This window comes from Streptomyces sp. NPDC046876 (assembly GCF_040645035.1).
GTDB lineage: Bacteria > Actinomycetota > Actinomycetes > Streptomycetales > Streptomycetaceae > Streptomyces.
Window position 1 is genome coordinate 41,883 of the sequence record NZ_JBEYXK010000041.1, and the last position, 13,768, is coordinate 55,650.

At 70.0% G+C, this 13,768-nt stretch carries 16 protein-coding genes and 3 pseudogenes; 10 read left to right on the forward strand and 9 right to left on the reverse strand.

Annotation, left to right across the window (positions count from 1 at the left end; all coding sequences use genetic code 11):
• Window positions 1-2: 2 nt before the first annotated feature.
• Window positions 3-356: a hypothetical protein gene (locus ABZ924_RS21780; protein ID WP_361912106.1), complete on the reverse strand. Its 354-nt coding sequence runs from the start codon at window positions 354-356 to the stop codon at window positions 3-5.
• A 14-nt stretch (window positions 357-370) separates the two neighbouring features.
• Here ABZ924_RS21780 and ABZ924_RS21785 point away from each other — a divergent pair, with 14 nt between their 5' ends.
• The 3 genes and pseudogenes from ABZ924_RS21785 to ABZ924_RS21795 all read left to right on the forward strand — a co-directional run.
• Window positions 371-625, forward strand: coding sequence for a hypothetical protein (locus ABZ924_RS21785; RefSeq protein WP_361912108.1), 255 nt, complete (start codon window positions 371-373; stop codon window positions 623-625).
• Window positions 622-1,347: a hypothetical protein gene (locus ABZ924_RS21790; protein ID WP_361912158.1), complete on the forward strand. Its 726-nt coding sequence runs from the start codon at window positions 622-624 to the stop codon at window positions 1,345-1,347. The genes ABZ924_RS21785 and ABZ924_RS21790 overlap by 4 nt, the downstream gene beginning before the upstream one ends.
• Window positions 1,316-1,495, forward strand: a pseudogene (locus ABZ924_RS21795) (Mu transposase C-terminal domain-containing protein); the annotation flags it as partial. The gene ABZ924_RS21790 and the pseudogene ABZ924_RS21795, both read left to right, overlap by 32 nt.
• A gap of 123 nt (window positions 1,496-1,618) precedes the next feature.
• Here the strand turns inward: ABZ924_RS21795 and ABZ924_RS21800 are convergent.
• Window positions 1,619-1,897, reverse strand: a complete 279-nt coding sequence (locus ABZ924_RS21800) for a hypothetical protein (protein ID WP_361912161.1) — start codon at window positions 1,895-1,897, stop codon at window positions 1,619-1,621.
• Between the two features lie 562 nt (window positions 1,898-2,459).
• Between ABZ924_RS21800 and ABZ924_RS21805 the strand changes: the two genes are divergently transcribed.
• On the forward strand, window positions 2,460-2,735 hold the full coding sequence (locus ABZ924_RS21805; protein WP_361912111.1) for a hypothetical protein: 276 nt from the start codon (window positions 2,460-2,462) through the stop codon (window positions 2,733-2,735).
• 52 nt (window positions 2,736-2,787) lie between these two features.
• The gene (locus tag ABZ924_RS21810; protein WP_361912114.1) at window positions 2,788-3,051 is read left to right on the forward strand and encodes a hypothetical protein; all 264 of its coding nucleotides are present in this window, start codon (window positions 2,788-2,790) and stop codon (window positions 3,049-3,051) included.
• Window positions 3,052-3,271: 220 nt separating this feature from the next.
• On the opposite strand, the gene ABZ924_RS21815 is transcribed toward ABZ924_RS21810, so the two are convergent.
• A complete protein-coding gene (locus ABZ924_RS21815) occupies window positions 3,272-3,838 on the reverse strand; it encodes a hypothetical protein (RefSeq protein WP_361912117.1) in 567 nt (188 codons plus the stop codon).
• A gap of 636 nt (window positions 3,839-4,474) precedes the next feature.
• Here ABZ924_RS21815 and ABZ924_RS21820 point away from each other — a divergent pair.
• Window positions 4,475-5,225: pseudogene (locus tag ABZ924_RS21820) on the forward strand (transposase family protein).
• A gap of 91 nt (window positions 5,226-5,316) precedes the next feature.
• Here the strand turns inward: ABZ924_RS21820 and ABZ924_RS21825 are convergent.
• Both ABZ924_RS21825 and ABZ924_RS21830 read right to left on the reverse strand, forming a co-directional pair.
• Window positions 5,317-5,493, reverse strand: coding sequence for a hypothetical protein (locus ABZ924_RS21825; RefSeq protein ID WP_361912120.1), 177 nt, complete (start codon window positions 5,491-5,493; stop codon window positions 5,317-5,319).
• On the reverse strand, window positions 5,490-5,747 hold the full coding sequence (locus ABZ924_RS21830; RefSeq protein WP_361912123.1) for a hypothetical protein: 258 nt from the start codon (window positions 5,745-5,747) through the stop codon (window positions 5,490-5,492). Before ABZ924_RS21830 ends, ABZ924_RS21825 begins: the two co-directional genes overlap by 4 nt.
• Before the next feature lie 1,143 nt (window positions 5,748-6,890).
• Between ABZ924_RS21830 and ABZ924_RS21835 the strand changes: the two genes are divergently transcribed.
• On the forward strand, window positions 6,891-7,865 hold the full coding sequence (locus tag ABZ924_RS21835) for a hypothetical protein (protein ID WP_361912126.1): 975 nt from the start codon (window positions 6,891-6,893) through the stop codon (window positions 7,863-7,865).
• Window positions 7,866-8,580: 715 nt separating this feature from the next.
• On the opposite strand, the gene ABZ924_RS21840 is transcribed toward ABZ924_RS21835, so the two are convergent.
• Window positions 8,581-9,171 (reverse strand): TetR/AcrR family transcriptional regulator, encoded by a 591-nt coding sequence (locus ABZ924_RS21840; protein ID WP_361912129.1) that lies wholly within the window; start codon window positions 9,169-9,171, stop codon window positions 8,581-8,583.
• A 654-nt stretch (window positions 9,172-9,825) separates the two neighbouring features.
• Between ABZ924_RS21840 and ABZ924_RS21845 the strand changes: the two genes are divergently transcribed.
• Complete coding sequence (locus tag ABZ924_RS21845) at window positions 9,826-10,224, forward strand: hypothetical protein (RefSeq protein ID WP_361912132.1); 399 nt, start codon at window positions 9,826-9,828, stop codon at window positions 10,222-10,224.
• Between the two features lie 318 nt (window positions 10,225-10,542).
• Window positions 10,543-10,674, forward strand: coding sequence for a hypothetical protein (locus ABZ924_RS21850; RefSeq protein WP_361912135.1), 132 nt, complete (start codon window positions 10,543-10,545; stop codon window positions 10,672-10,674).
• Window positions 10,675-10,983: 309 nt separating this feature from the next.
• Here ABZ924_RS21850 and ABZ924_RS21855 read toward each other — a convergent pair whose 3' ends face one another.
• Window positions 10,984-11,400 carry a CBS domain-containing protein gene (locus tag ABZ924_RS21855; protein WP_361912138.1) on the reverse strand — a complete coding sequence of 139 codons (417 nt, stop codon included), beginning with the start codon at window positions 11,398-11,400 and terminating at the stop codon, window positions 10,984-10,986.
• A gap of 491 nt (window positions 11,401-11,891) precedes the next feature.
• Window positions 11,892-12,188: a hypothetical protein gene (locus ABZ924_RS21860; protein ID WP_361912141.1), complete on the reverse strand. Its 297-nt coding sequence runs from the start codon at window positions 12,186-12,188 to the stop codon at window positions 11,892-11,894.
• A 498-nt stretch (window positions 12,189-12,686) separates the two neighbouring features.
• Here ABZ924_RS21860 and ABZ924_RS21865 point away from each other — a divergent pair.
• Window positions 12,687-13,310 (forward strand): annotated as a pseudogene (locus tag ABZ924_RS21865) (IS630 family transposase); the annotation flags it as partial.
• A 157-nt stretch (window positions 13,311-13,467) separates the two neighbouring features.
• Here the strand turns inward: ABZ924_RS21865 and ABZ924_RS21870 are convergent.
• Window positions 13,468-13,768 (reverse strand): transporter substrate-binding domain-containing protein (locus tag ABZ924_RS21870; protein ID WP_361912144.1); only part of this gene is annotated, 301 nt, incomplete at its 5' end.

The window sequence follows — 13,768 nt, forward strand, 5'->3', positions numbered from 1 at the left end:
GATCAGATCGCCGTCTGCCGCGAGGGCGGCATCCGGCCGGTGATCACCCGCGAATACCCGGAGGATGGCCAGCACCGGTGGGCGGCCCGACTGGCCATAGTCGAGCGCTGGCGCCCACCGGTGGGAACCACGGGTCGCACGGGTGCAGCTCGCCGGTCGGCGATGGCGGTGGCGGGGATCGTCGGGGTCTGCTTGAGCGGCTCGCGGATGGCGGGCTCGAACTCGCCGACCGCCGAGCCTTCAGCGGCCGCTGGTAGACCGGCGGCCGGTCGGTGGCCAGCGCCCGGCGGGCAATCGCCCGGATAGGCAATGTGCTCAGCCCTGTGCAGCAGGCGGATCTCGGCCCAGTCCTCCACGGGGCGCGGCCACCATGCTGGACACGCTCGTCACGCTCCGCGGTGACATCGCTCATCGCGGCTCCTTTGCCGTTGGCGTCATCAAGGGCCAGGTCGAGCAGTACGGCATCCACATCAAGCGGCTCGTTGCCTGCATGGAGATCGATGTCGCCGCCTCCGGCAGGACGACGTGGAGCTGCTCCGCCAGCCCTACTGGCACCGCCGCCGACGGCTGGAGAAGCTCTTCGCCACACGCCGACTCTCCGCATCGTGGACGCTGTGCCCGATGACCACGGACCTGGCCAAGGCAACGCAGTGGCTGGAGACCTGGACCGATACGATCGCCGGCCTCGAGGCCATCATGGTCAAGCCCCTACACCAGCCCTACCAACCCGGACACGGAGGCTGGTACCAACTGCGGCGCCGCGACACCACCGAAGCGATCATCTGGTTTGTGTTCGGGGAGCCAGGGGTGAGGAAGACGGTGGCGGTGCAGCAGGCGCTGCATTTGCTGCCTGATCGGGTTCCGGTCTGGCGGGCGGTGGTCGGCGTGAAGCCGGGTCTGCCGCAGATGCGCGCTTCGTTGCTGCAGGCGCTCGGGCTGGCAGCGGTTCTCTGGCGCATCCTGCTGCAGCCGGCAGACCGGACCCTGGGGGAGGCGCTCCGCCGACCCGGGGTGCTGTTTCTCGACGATGCGCAGCGCTCGTCTCCGCCGCTGCTGGACTACCTGCGTCTGCCGTGGGACGAGCCGGGTACGGCTGCGGAGCGGGTGATCGCGCGGGCCGGCGTTGCGGTCGCGGGTGCTGACGTGGCACCAGGTCCCCGGGCTGGACCAGGAGCGGCTCGCGGAGAGGCTGGCGATGTTCCACGACGTGTGGGAAGGCGTCGATCCCGCGGATGTGGGATGGGCGGATGCGACGGTGGTGCGGGGCAACTTCCGTACCTGGGCGAGGATCACCTCTCAGGTCTACGCCCTGACCAAGCGTCCCACGCCGCTCTGAGCTCTCCCTGAGGCCGCCTTGTGGGGGCTGATGCTGGAGGACGACGGCCGGGTCCGGAAACTGAGCAGCCAAGGCGTGCGCTGGCGAGGCCGTGACTACCTCAGCGCGTGGATGGCCGGCCAGGCAGGCCGCCAGGTCAGGATCCGGCACATGCCCCACCGGAGGCCGCGTCCTGCCTCACCAGGGCGCCGCCCCCACCGCGGCCCACCGTCAGCGCCGCTCGCGGGGGTGAGAAAGGCGCGGCCATCCACCGGGCCTTCGCCGCGCGGACGGACGCTCCAGTCAGGTGTCGTACTCGCCGTTCCACGGAGCCGAAAAGCCCAACCGATCCGGATAGAGCTCGGCCCGGTCGCGCTCGCCGTCCTCGTCCTCGGCATCGCACTCCGTGATGAGGCCGAAGACCACACCATCAACGGTGAGCTGGAACGGCTGGATCGCGATGTCGCAGTACTCACGCTCGGGGAGGCCGGCGAGGACGGCGGCCAGCCGGGCATCCGCGCGGGCAACCACGGAATGCTCGTCATGCGGACGCTTCATCTGCTCTGCCCAGTACCGGCGCACCAGATGTCGGACTCCTGGTGGTGCCCACCGTGGTCGAACTTGTGCAGCACGACGAAGAGCCGCTTCTGCTCCTCGGGGGCCGCTGACCCAGGGCCTGAACGTGCCGAGCAGTCCGGATCACACGACCCGCGGCCGCATGGCCGGGCGATTCTGCGCGCCCCGACCACCCCAGCCGGGCACCCCGATCCTCGCCCTCCGGCCTCTCTGCACCGCGGCCCGCTCCGCTCCACCACGCCCACCGGCGCCGCGCCCGGTCAAACCCGCGCCCGCGGAGTCTGCCGTGCCCTCGCACCGGCAGCAGGCGGCCCCGGCCAGCTCCTGGGACGCAGCTGATGACGGCCGAGGCCCCAGCGCCAGGAGGCGGACAGAGGGATATCCGGCTGCGGGCGGACTGGTAGCGGGCCTACCCGGCCAGGGTCGGCCCGCGGCGCGGCGCTGGCCGGAGAGCCACGGCCCGAGCAGGTACGGGCCCGCGGGGCGGCGCCGCAGGCCACCCGGCATGACGTAGGTGGAGTCCTCACCACCGGCGAGCCGCACGGCCGCCCCGTCCACCAAACGCGGCGTGGGGGAGGCCGACAGCGACGCACTCGAGGAGGCGAAGAACGCGCACCGCGATCGATACTCCGAAGCACAGATGATCGCCCCTGAAGAAGTACTCAGGCGAGCGAGTGCCGTCAACCAAGCCCTGAACACGGTTTATGGCCAGGTCAAGCGCCTCGAACGCGATGCTCCTGAACCAGGCGAAACGATGGAGACCGCGGCCCAGGCCCAGCCCGGGATCTGGGAGATGCTCCGAACCTTGAGAACCGCTATGCGCCATGACCTCGGTGTCGCATGAAGGTTGAGAGTCGGCACACAGCTCCGTCAGAGCTCTCTTGTCCGCCGCGACCATGCAGCCCGTTGCCGCTCCCGCAGTGCACGCCGACCGTCCGCCCCGTCCCGCATCGCCTCAATCTGGTCTGCTGCGCGCCAAGTACGAGCAGCACCCCGACCTCGCGGCGATCGTGCTTGCCATGGATGACGCGACCCTGCTCTACGACGACGCCGACTCGGGCTTCCGGGGCGAGAACGGGGGCCGTGGCCGCAACTGGACGGGCCGCCTCCTGGAACTCGTCCGTTCCGAACTCTTGGCCCGCCAAACCCTCGCCGACTGACGCGGGGCTGACCCGTCGGGGTCCGCGATGGCTGCGGCCGGTGCGTGTTCGGCGCGCTCCCATGGCGCAGCGTCGCCGACCCCGGCGCCGTTGCCCGCCAGGTCAGCCTGAGCGGGGCGGGGCGCGGTGCCCGGCGGAATGAATCCACCGCCCGGAAGGGAACCGCCCCTTTCGGAGGCCGCGTAGCCCACAGTGGGGAGCAGAGTGTCTCGTCCTTCTGTCAGGACTTGCCGCACTGGGGTGATTCTTTGGCATCCACGTTCCACTCTTCGGTACTCACGACGTTCGGCCTTCCTGTCGGCTCCCAACTCTTCGTCTTGGTCAGTCCTTTGCCACTGATGCGCTCCCACGCATTGTGGTTTGGATCCATGAACTCCAGCCGAAGTTGCGCCAGGTCGTCTTCTGTGAGCTTCAGGGACGGCTCTTTGACGGCTATGGACGACAGCAGGGACGAGCTGGAGATCAGGAGCGTCTTGCACGGCTTCACGAGGTCCAGATCCCACCGCAGCTGGCGCTCTGGGAGTGTGAGCCGCATCGCAATCACTCTGGAGTTACCGTTTACTACGGTTAGCACCGAGCCGTCCCGATAGAAATCCACGAGATTGGCATAAACCTGCGCTCTCGTGTCCTCGGCGAGGCTCTCCGAACGCATGGCCCGCTGCTCCTCTCGGTCGGCGCGCTGCTCCTCTCTGCCGGCATGCAGCTCGGCTCGAATACCCAGGACCAGCCCGACCAGGGCTGCGACGACGGTGACGGCTGAGACTGCGAATCGTCCGACATCCACCATCGTGACGCGGTGCTGCCGGGCGTCTGGTGCGGTCCGCCCGTCAGACGTGGTCGCCTCCTCCTGTGCTCCTTCTCCTGCGGGGCTGCTCACTTGCCCAGATGCGCTCTCCTGGGCCTCAGGGTCCGGCGGTCCAGAAGAGGCCGGTCCTCCGTCAGCGGTGACAGGTGGCCGTTGTTCACCCTCGCGTTCGGTCATGGCCCCATAGATGTCCAGCCGACACAGGTGTTAGTCCGCGTCGCGGTGGGTGAGGGCTTCCTCGAGGGCGTAGCGGCTCAGGTGAGAGCGTCCGGGGATGTGGGCCTGGCGGCCTGTCTGTAGAGGTCTGCTCTCGACAGTTCCGTGGCGTGAGCTTCACCTTGGTGGGGGCGGAGCGGACGCGTTGCTTCCCGGAGGTTTGCGTCTTGCCCGGGAGGCTGTCGATCTCATCCTTGGCATTGTCGGGTGACGTGAGGCATGGGTGGTCGGTTGCCGCGCAGCATTTGCATCGAGAAGCGCAAGCAGACATCACTGAGCGTTTTCAGCGTGGCCACTGATCGGGTGACCTGGCCGGGGTGAGGGAGGGGTTCGCAACGCACAGGGCTCCCGTGCCGTTGAGGGAGGTGTTCGAAGTCTCAACCCAGCGGCACAGGAGCCCTGTTGGTTCCGTATCCTGCCGCACTCGACCTCCCGCACGCCCTGGTCGAGTGGGTCACGATGCTCGTAGTCACCCGCGAGGGTGACCGACGGTGCAAACTCCCGCCGCACCGGCGTGCGCTCGTCGCTCTGGTGTACTTGCGCCGCCACGACACCCTCTCCCGCATCGCATCCGGATTCGGGATATCCGTCGGCACCGCCCACGCGTATGTCACCGCCGTGACCGGCCTGCTCGCCGAACGGGCTCCCGGCCTGCTCAAGACCTGCGCGAGCACGACCCGGAGTTCGCCCTGCCGGACGGGACCCTCGCCGAGTGCGACCGCGTCGGCGACGGCCGGGCGGACTACTCGGCCAAGCACCGCCGGCACGGCGTGAACGTCCAGGTCGTCACCGACCCCTCCGGTGAGGTGCTGTGGATCTCGCCCGCGCTGCCGGGCCGCACCCACGACCTGACCGCCGCCCGCACCCACCGCATCATCCGGATCTGCGAGCGCCAGGGCGTCCCGATCCTCGCCGATCGCGTGCCTACACGGGCGCCGGCCCCTGGGTCACCACCGGCCTCAAACGACCGCCCGGAGGGGAACTCACTCCCACTCAGCGCACTGTCAACCGCGCCCTCGCGCAAACCCGGGCCCCTGTCGAACGCGGCATGGCACGGCTGAAGTGCTGGCAGATCTTCCGCAGGTCCCGCGTCAGCCCCAACCGCATGACCGTCATCACCAAGGCCGTCCTCACCCTGGAGAGGCAACGCTGAAAAGGCTCATAGAGCCGTACGCGCTCGATCTCCTGCCCGTCGGGCAGGAGAAGCGTGATCGGTACGGGCGGTGGTGCGGGATCGGTCACGGTCAGGGGCGGGCGAACTGCTCCTGCCGGGCCTGCTGGCACGGCTTGCACAGCGGATTCCCACCCACCCCGTAACGGCATGTCGACTGGTGGCACCGCGCGCAGGGTCCGGTATGGCTGGGGGCCCAGGTGACGGGGACGACCTGCGGGCGGGGCTTGGTGGTGGTCTGCTCGCTCATGCTGCTGCCTCCCGTTCCGGAGGGTCCGGCGTGTGGGTGCGGGCGGCGCGGCGCAGCTTGACGCCGCCGGCCCGCCAGGCGGCGGAGGCCGCCCAGTAGGGGTGGGTGCACAGGTTTGCGGAGAGGACGATCAGCCGGCGCCGCAGAACGGTCGTGCCGGCCCCGGCGGGGGCCTGTGCGAGCTCGGCGTAGGTCTGCTCCCACGCCTTTTGGAGGGTGATCAGGTCCTCGGGGAAGCGGAACGGTGGTCTCACCACTCCACTAAAACACGTATTCGATTTCTTGCGCGAGCGCCCCGCAGGAGGTAAGCGCCCGTACGTCTGGTGGCACAGCACGGGGACGGCGGTGCTGGTCACGCCGTGCGCGGCGCGACACAGCGCGGCCACGTCTGCGGCCCCAGCGCCCCGCCCGGGTGCAGGCTGCACCGGGGCGGTGCGGTGGGGGCGTACGGTGCGGACGCGTCTTGATCTTCCGGGGCTTCGCGGCGGGTGTGCGGCGGGCGCCGGCGGGGCGGCCTTGCGCGGCCGGTCCGGGCCTTCGGCCCTCTGCTGCGGCGCCGGCTGGGTGTGCTGGCTTCCGCCGGATGCCTCGCGGGCAGGCGACACGGGGCGTCCCGGGCCGGGAGGACGCTCGCCCTCTGGGGCGGCGGGGGCATCGGGCAGGCGGGAGAGAGGCAGGGCCGGCCGTGCGGGCCGAGGCGCTGGGTGCTTGTCCCGCCGGCACCGTGGCCGGGGAGACCTTGGTGGGCCGGGTGGGCGCGGGGTGGACGTAGACGCACCCGGAGGCCGCGAGCCCGGCGAGGAGCAGGGGCAGGGGTCAGCGGCGCATCCCGTCACCGTGCCGCAGCCGGACCCCAGATGGCCATTTTGCCGGGTCCCCTCGGGCTGGCCTGGCCGACCCTGGAAGAGGGGCGAGAGGAGGCCCCGGGGATGGTGCTCAGGCCGCCGGTGGAGCCGATGCTGGCGCAGGCCGCGGAAGCCGTGCCGGGCCCGGCTGCGGTGCGGGCGGGGGTGGCGTACGAGCGGCGATCGGGCCGTCGACCAGGGCGTTTTCCGGCACCCGCTCAGGTTCCAGCGGATCCGCCTGGACATGACTGCCGCCGACGTCCCGCCCTTCGGCCAGGGTTCGGCCGCGGCCGCCGGCTGACCGCCCCTCCCGCGCTGACGAACGAACCCCTCCGTGGGCGACACGGCTGCGTGTCGGCCCCCGATTCGTGTCACCCGCAGGAGTGAATCCGGCCCTCGCGTACGCGTAGGCGGATTGTGCGGTGCGCTCTCAACTCACCCCGGATTTGGGGCTATTGACAGCAAAGTGGATCTTTCGGGATGTTTCCGGCGCCGCCCGACCGGCGGGCCGTAGATGTGCGATTCGGATGCGCGATTGGGGTGCGGTTCGTGGTGCGTTCGGTACGTGAGGTGTACGACGAGGGGCAGGCAGCGGGCCGGTTGCGGGTGCCTGTGGCGGCCTGGCGGTGGGCGACGGGTTCGGGCCTGGTCCCGCTGGCGGACGCCGGCCGGGGGCTGTGGTCGCGGGCGGTGGTGGAGGCAGCCGGCCCCGAGGCCGTGCGCGCGGCGCTGCGGGGCCCGATCGGGGTGGGGGTGGCGGCGGACCGGTTGACGGAGGCCCTTGGGGTGCCGCTGCCGATCCTACGGCCGCGGGCGACCGCGTCGGCGGTCGGCCACCTGGTGAAGGCCGGTCTCCTGGTCTACCTCGGCGGGGAGACGCAGTTCCCCGACGTCCATCCGGACCAGGTGGCCGCCCTGGCCCGCCGCCGGGACCTGCCGGCTCTGCTCGACCGGCATGTGCCCCTGGGCCCGGACCAGGCCGCGGTGCGCCTGGGCGTGCGCCGTACCGACTTCGAGCAGGTGGTCAGGCTCGGATGGCTGTCCCCGGTCGGCTCCGTGGACGTCGACTACAAGCACCACGGCGGGGTGACCACCATCCCCCTGTACGACGCCCAGGACGTCGTGCTCCTCGAGGTGGTCCGCCCCTGCGTGGACTGGCGGGCCGTGCGCACCGCCCGCGCGGGCCGCCGCTCCCCGCTCGCCGCCCTCGACCCGGTCGCCCCGGGCGGTGACCGGGTGTTTCTGGCGGGGGTGGCGCGGATGGCCAGGGTGGGCCGGGCCGCGGTGGTGAACTGGCGCCGACGGCACCCGGACTTCCCCGCCCCGGTGGCCGGCACCGACGTGCACCCGCAGTTCGACCCCCGCGCGATGGTCGCCTGGCTCCTCGCCCACGACAAGATCGAAGTACCTACGGGGCCGACGACGCGGCCGACGAGGACTGCTTGTCCGGCTGGTCCACCGACGACGACGCCGACGCGCTGGCCGAGCTGGCGGCCGGGGAGGTCGGGGCGTCGCTGCGCCGACTGACCGCGCCCGGTGCCGGCCCCTCGGCGGTCATGGGTGACGTCAGGCTGGTGGAGCGGTTCCGCTTGGGTTCGGGCGGTCTGCGAGTGACGCTGGCCTGGCCGGCCTGCGAGGCGCCGCCGCGGAAGGGCGGACGGGCAGGGTGGTCCGTCACGGGGTCCCGTACGCCGGCCCGGGGCAGGCCTGCGCCTGCGTGCGGCACGAGTGCGGCGGCGTGGTCCCGGTGTCCTGGTGCACCGAACACGCAATGCGGCCAATCCGGTGATGGAATGGCACCCCGGCGGCGGGCAGCCGCTGCTCCGCGCTGGCCAGGGACGCCGCCGTGCCGTGGCGGCGGCCGGGCGCGCTGGCTGATCACCTGGTTCGGTAGGGGCCAGCCCAGCCTCAGACTTGTCCCGCGTAAGGCGGTTTCGAGCAACACACCCTGGTCTCGGTGAAGCAGGACGCAGAGAGAGCCTGGCGGCCGGGGTTGAGAACCTCGTCAACTCGCGCCCGAGGCGCGCTCCTGGCTGGGCGAGGGGGAGAACGAGCCCTTGAGGCCGGGCACCTGCACCAGATCGTCGACGAGAGCACCCTCACCACCTGATCACGCTGCCAGAGCAACGGAGAATTCTTCTGCGCCGGAGGCGGGGTGGCCCGGCCGTGGTGAGGTCTGTGGGCGGCGGCGTCGTGTTGGCCGTAGACGGCGCGGTTCGAGGTCGCCATCGAGCCGAGCGGGTCAATCGAGATCGGCCAGCACGCAACGGCAGGTGACGGCGACCAGGTCGTCGAGGAGGGCTGGCGGCGCTTCACCGGCGAGGAGGTGGCGGCGGCCGGCCGCGTAGGGCACGTCCACCACCGCGAAGGTCACCCGCTGGACGTGCTCCGGATCCGCGCTTCCGTACCGGCGCGACGCGTAGTCGCGCAGTGCGTCGAAGACGGCCGCGTTGACCATGGCGACCTCGTCGCCGAGTTCGGCGGGCCAACGGGCTGCCAGGTCCTCACGGCGGTAGAGGAGCAGCGCGCGTGCCTCGTCGAGATGCCCACGCGCCCATGTATTCACGTGCAGCGCCGCGCCCAGGGCCGCCTCGTCCAGATCGTCGCTTGCGAGGGCCTGCAGAAAGCCCGACTGGAACCGTCGCACTGTCCGCAGCCACAGCTTCGCCAGGAGTAGGTCACGGGAGTTGAAGCGGTGGTAGACCGAGCCCACAGGCGCCCCGAGGGCCTCGGCGACAGCTCCAACCGTCGCTGCGTCGGGCCCTCCGACGGAGACCAACCGCAGCGCGGCATCCAGGAACTGATCCTCGGTGAACTTCGACGGGCGACCCATGCCACCAATTGTAGGCGACATGTTCTAGAATGCCGATTCTAGAACTCTTCCTCGCATTCAGGAGGCGCAGAGACCTCATGACCAATCCGCGGGCACCGACGAAGCCCGATCGGGACGGCCTCCGCACCCGAGCTCTCACAGTGGCCGGCGCACTGAGCCTGGCCGTCGGCGTACTGCACCTCGCGCTGCCGTTCTACGGCGGCGCCGGATTCCGGTACTTCGGCGCCGGCGACCTCGCCCGCTTGGCGGACCATCAGTCGCCGATCCCGACCGTGACCCGTGGTCGGCATAGCCGCGCTGCGCGCCATCGCAGCGGCGTACGCGTGGTCGGCGGACGGGCTGCTTCGCCCGTTGCCCGGACTCGCGCGGGTACTGACGGTGATCACCGCGGTCTATCTGCTCCGCGGGCTCGCCCTGCTCCCCGAGATCCCGACCAGAGCGCTCCTCCCCGCGTCTGTTCCGCTGCGGGAGCTCACCTTCTCCGGCTTCGCGCTGACAACCGGACTGCTCCCTCTCGCAGGACTTCGCGCCGCCCCGTCGCTGCTGCCCGCACGGATACGCCGGCGGCTCATCCCTGGAAAGCCACCCGTCTCCGCGGGCCGAGCGCCACGGCCGACAGACGCCGGTCAGATCCCACCACTTCTGGAGATCCTCATGCCCGACACCAGCACCGCGTCCTCCCGCCGATGGCCGCTATGGACGGCGGCCACCCTCGCCGCGGCGATCGCTGCACTCCACCTGTTCGGCGGCACCCCGGAGTTCGTCGGCCCCCTGGTCCACGCGAACCTCGACGCCCCGGTCAAACAACTCTTCCGCGTGCTCTGGCACATATGCACCCTGCTCCTGGCCTCGCTCCCTGTGGCTCTGGCCTGGGCCGCGCGTGCCGACCGCCGAACGGCGCGGCCGGTTCTGGCTTATGTCTGGTTCATCGCCGCCGCGTTCGCCGGCGTGTTCTTCGCCATCGACCTGGATGCTTTCGGCGCGGCGGTCTTCACCCTGCCGCAATGGACCCTGTTCGTCCCGCTCCTCGTACTGATCCCGTTGGCCACCTGAGCTTGACTCTGATCGGGGGTTGGGGAACCTGACGCTGTCCGGGGAGTTTGGTAGCTCGACCCCTTCGGGAAGATCATCCCTCTTGGCGGGTTGAGCCTCGGCAGGGGCCATGGGAGCGCGGCGTGGGACTGGCGGCCGCCGTCAAAGTTGGTTGAGGTTGTGCGGCGCCGGAGCCCACCGGAACCGTTGAGTGGAGCAAGAGTAGGCATGGCCTGGATTCCTCAAGATCGCCAACCGGGTCGTCCAGCGTCGGGCCGGTTGCGGCAGGCCGTGGCTGCCCTGATCCACTTCTGCCGATCGACTTGCCTGCCGTGTCTGTTGCCACCGCGCGCCAAATCGTCCTGCCAGGTCGCGCAGGTCAAGGCGCTACAGGTGCTCTCGCCGGAGGTCACCCAGCTCAAGCGCCTCATCCACCAGGTCGAGCACGGCAGCTCAGCCGCGGAGTCCTGATCCGAACCTCGGCGGACCGTGGTGAGCCGTGAGCGGCTCACGCCGACGTCCGGCGCACCCGGACAGCACGCCGAACACCGTCCAAGAAACCCAGGGAGGACACGGGACCAACACACCGGTCACCACGATGGATGTGACGCGCCGTCGCTTGCTCGCAGCCGCGCTGGTCGGGGGCGGCGCCGCTCGGCTGACGCCGGCGCCCGCCGGAACGACAGCTCCGTGCCGCCGCCGCGGTGCAGGGCAGGGCAGGATAGCGATCGACGACGGTTGAGAGCCGGCCCGGCGGGCCGGCTCTCACTGCTGGCTGGCTCAGTCCGTGGACAGGGCTTGGAGCAGGTCGCCGACCTGGGGGTCGGGTAGGGCGCGGGCGACGTCTGCCTGGGCGACGATGCCGACCAGGCGGTGGCCGTCGATGACGGGCAGGCGGCGGACCTTGTGCTCGGCCATGGTGCGCAGGATTTCCGCGGCGTCATCGTCTGCGCCGATCGTGACCGCTTCACCTTGCGCGAGCTCGCCGGCCTTCACGGTAGCCGGGTCCTTGCCTGCGCCCAGGACCTTCACCACGATGTCGCGGTCGGTGAGCATGCCCTTGAGCCGGTCGTCGGTGCCGCAGATCGGCAGAGCGCCCACTCCCATCCGCGTCATCTTCTTCGCGGCGTCGAGCACCGTCTCTTCCGCGCCGATGCACTCGGCACCTTCGGTCATGATCTCGCGGGCCGTGGTCATTGCGTCCGTACTCCTTCGTCCTCGTCCAAGGGGGTACCTCCCGGCCGGGACGTACCCGGGACATGGGTGCCGCGGCGGCGCCCGCGCGTAACCCGGTTTGCTCGCTGTCCACCCGCATGCTTGAACGGGACCGCAACCGTGCGGCGGCCCCGCCCTTCGGCTCTCGAAGAGTCGCAGTGGGCCGTCGCGTACAGGACGAAGTGCAATCGCCGAACTGCGACGCGGACTCGACGAGGCGAGGGGCCAGGCGCTGGTGGCGTCCATGGCCGCGGCCCGACGCGAAGGGCGGGGGCTGCGCCGCATCGGCCACAGGGTGTCGACGGTGATCCCGACCGTGAGCTCCTGCATGGCGGGGAGCACGTCGAGGATCTGACCGTCATGCCAGGATCCGCTCACCTCGGAAGCCCGGGCGGTGGCGTTCCGGGGCATATCCGGGGAGCCGGGTGGGGTGGAAGGCGAAGTGCGTGATGGGCGGGCTGGGTGGGTGCTACTCAGCAGATCGTGTGTTCACCGATGATCTCGGCGCACACCTGCGCAGCAACCCACTCGGCGCGCTCCTCCTCGCCGACATGGACGAAAAGCGCGTGGTCTTCTGTCCATGGGCTGTCGAAGTCGGTGCCGTTGTGGTGCAGGCTCACCTGAAGACGGGCGTACTTCCGGGTCCACTCCAGCCCGAGGTCCGGTACCTCCGGCCAGCAGAAGGCGTCCCAGTGCACCTCGATCCGATCATGGACGCCGAGCGCGGCGAGGGCGGCGCTTCTTGCACGGTCTGCGCCGGGGAGCTCCATGAAGAGTAGGCAGGGGCCCAAGGGGAGAGGAGAGCCTCCCGGTGCTGCCGCGTTTTTCCTGGCCGCTTCGCCGATCTCGGCTTCAGGCACCGCCTCCAGCAGTCACCTGACCTCTGCCCGGCTCGACACTTCAGCCCAAAGCTCGGTGTCACCCCGTGAATCCGGCACCGACAGCGCCAGACTCCGCTCGGCGAGCGAGAAGATCTCATCAAGGTCGTTCGTCCTGAGCAGCGGAAACGCCGCAGTGTGTCCCATGGGCACCAGTACTACCGCTCTTCCTGCTCCTGGGCCACCAGTTAACTCGGTCGCCCAACCGCACCGCTCTGATCGTGCGAATGGTCAAGCCGAGCTATGGCCGAGTGCCTCCCGAAGACCCCGACAAAGGCTCGTGAAACACCCTCAGTTGTCCTTGACGGTGATGCCGGCTTGTCGGGCCAGGGCGGGGGCGAGGTCGAATAGCTTGGCGGCGCTGATCGTGGCGCCTTTGAGGGACTCGATGACAAGGTCCGCGACGTGGTCGGTCTGTATCTCGATCCGCCGGAGAAGGCCCTGGTGCTCTGCGTGGACGAGAAGTCGCAGATTCAGGCCCTGGACCGGTCCCAGCCGGTCCTGCCGATGGTGCCCGGTGTGCCCGAACGCCGCAGCCACGACTACGTCCGGGCCGGCACCACCACCCTCTTCGCCGCCCTCGAGGTCGCCACCGGCAAGGTCATCGGCTCCCTTCACCGCCGCCACCGGGCGGCGGAGTTCAAGAAGTTCCTCGCGAAGCTGGACAAGGAGGTCTCGGCTGATCTGCAGGTTCATCTGATCCTGGACAACTACGCGACCCACAAGACGCCCGACATCAAGAAGTGGCTGCTGGCGCACCCCCGCTTCCACCTGCACTTCACGCCGACCAGCGCGTCCTGGCTGAACCTGGTCGAGCGGTGGTTCGCCGAGCTGACCCAGAAGAAGCTCAAGCGCGGCGTCCACCGCTCGGTCCAGGTCCTCGAACGCGACATTCGGGTCTGGCTCGCCGACTGGAACGAGCACCCCAGACCGTTCGTCTGGACGAAGACAGCCGACGAGATCCTCGACAAAGTCGTCGCCTACTGCCAACGAATCTCTGACTCAGGTCACTAGTAGTGCTTCGTTAGGTGCTGTCGTAGGGCTGCCTGGCCCGACCACCCGGCCTGGATGCGGGAGTTCCTCAAGGCGCTGGCCGACAAGGCGCCGGCGACCTGACCGGGCGCGGCAAGGGTGCGTGTTCACCTCCTGCCGCGCCCGGGGCGTGGCGTCGTCAGCTGCTCGCGGAGGTGACCTGCGGGGCGGGCTCGTGCTTGAAGTTGGCCTGGCCGAAGTTCTTCTTCACGGCCGCATCCCAGGAGCCGTCCTGGACCATCTTCTTGAGGGCGGCGTTGATCTTGGCGTGCAGCTCCTTGTTGCCCTTCTTGATGCCGATGCCGTAGCTCTCGTTGCTCAGGCTCAGCCCGACGAGCCGGAACCTGCCCGTGTTGCCCTTCTGGGCGGCGTAACCGGCCAGGATCGCGTTGTCCGTGGTCATGGCGTCGACCAGGCCGTCCTGGAGGGCGATCACGCAC

What these genes read in the sequence shown, in the direction of transcription:
- ABZ924_RS21825 (WP_361912120.1), bottom strand. Translation starts at nt 5,493, where the DNA reads ATGAGCGAGCAGACCACCACCAAGCCCCGCCCGCAGGTCGTCCCCGTC.
- ABZ924_RS21810 (WP_361912114.1), top strand. Translation starts at nt 2,788, where the DNA reads ATGCAGCCCGTTGCCGCTCCCGCAGTGCACGCCGACCGTCCGCCCCGT.
- ABZ924_RS21855 (WP_361912138.1), bottom strand. Translation starts at nt 11,400, where the DNA reads ATGACCACGGCCCGCGAGATCATGACCGAAGGTGCCGAGTGCATCGGC.
- ABZ924_RS21840 (WP_361912129.1), bottom strand. Translation starts at nt 9,171, where the DNA reads ATGGGTCGCCCGTCGAAGTTCACCGAGGATCAGTTCCTGGATGCCGCG.
- ABZ924_RS21785 (WP_361912108.1), top strand. Translation starts at nt 371, where the DNA reads ATGCTGGACACGCTCGTCACGCTCCGCGGTGACATCGCTCATCGCGGC.
- ABZ924_RS21860 (WP_361912141.1), bottom strand. Translation starts at nt 12,188, where the DNA reads ATGGAGCTCCCCGGCGCAGACCGTGCAAGAAGCGCCGCCCTCGCCGCG.
- ABZ924_RS21790 (WP_361912158.1), top strand. Translation starts at nt 622, where the DNA reads ATGACCACGGACCTGGCCAAGGCAACGCAGTGGCTGGAGACCTGGACC.
- ABZ924_RS21815 (WP_361912117.1), bottom strand. Translation starts at nt 3,838, where the DNA reads ATGGTGGATGTCGGACGATTCGCAGTCTCAGCCGTCACCGTCGTCGCA.
- ABZ924_RS21845 (WP_361912132.1), top strand. Translation starts at nt 9,826, where the DNA reads ATGCCCGACACCAGCACCGCGTCCTCCCGCCGATGGCCGCTATGGACG.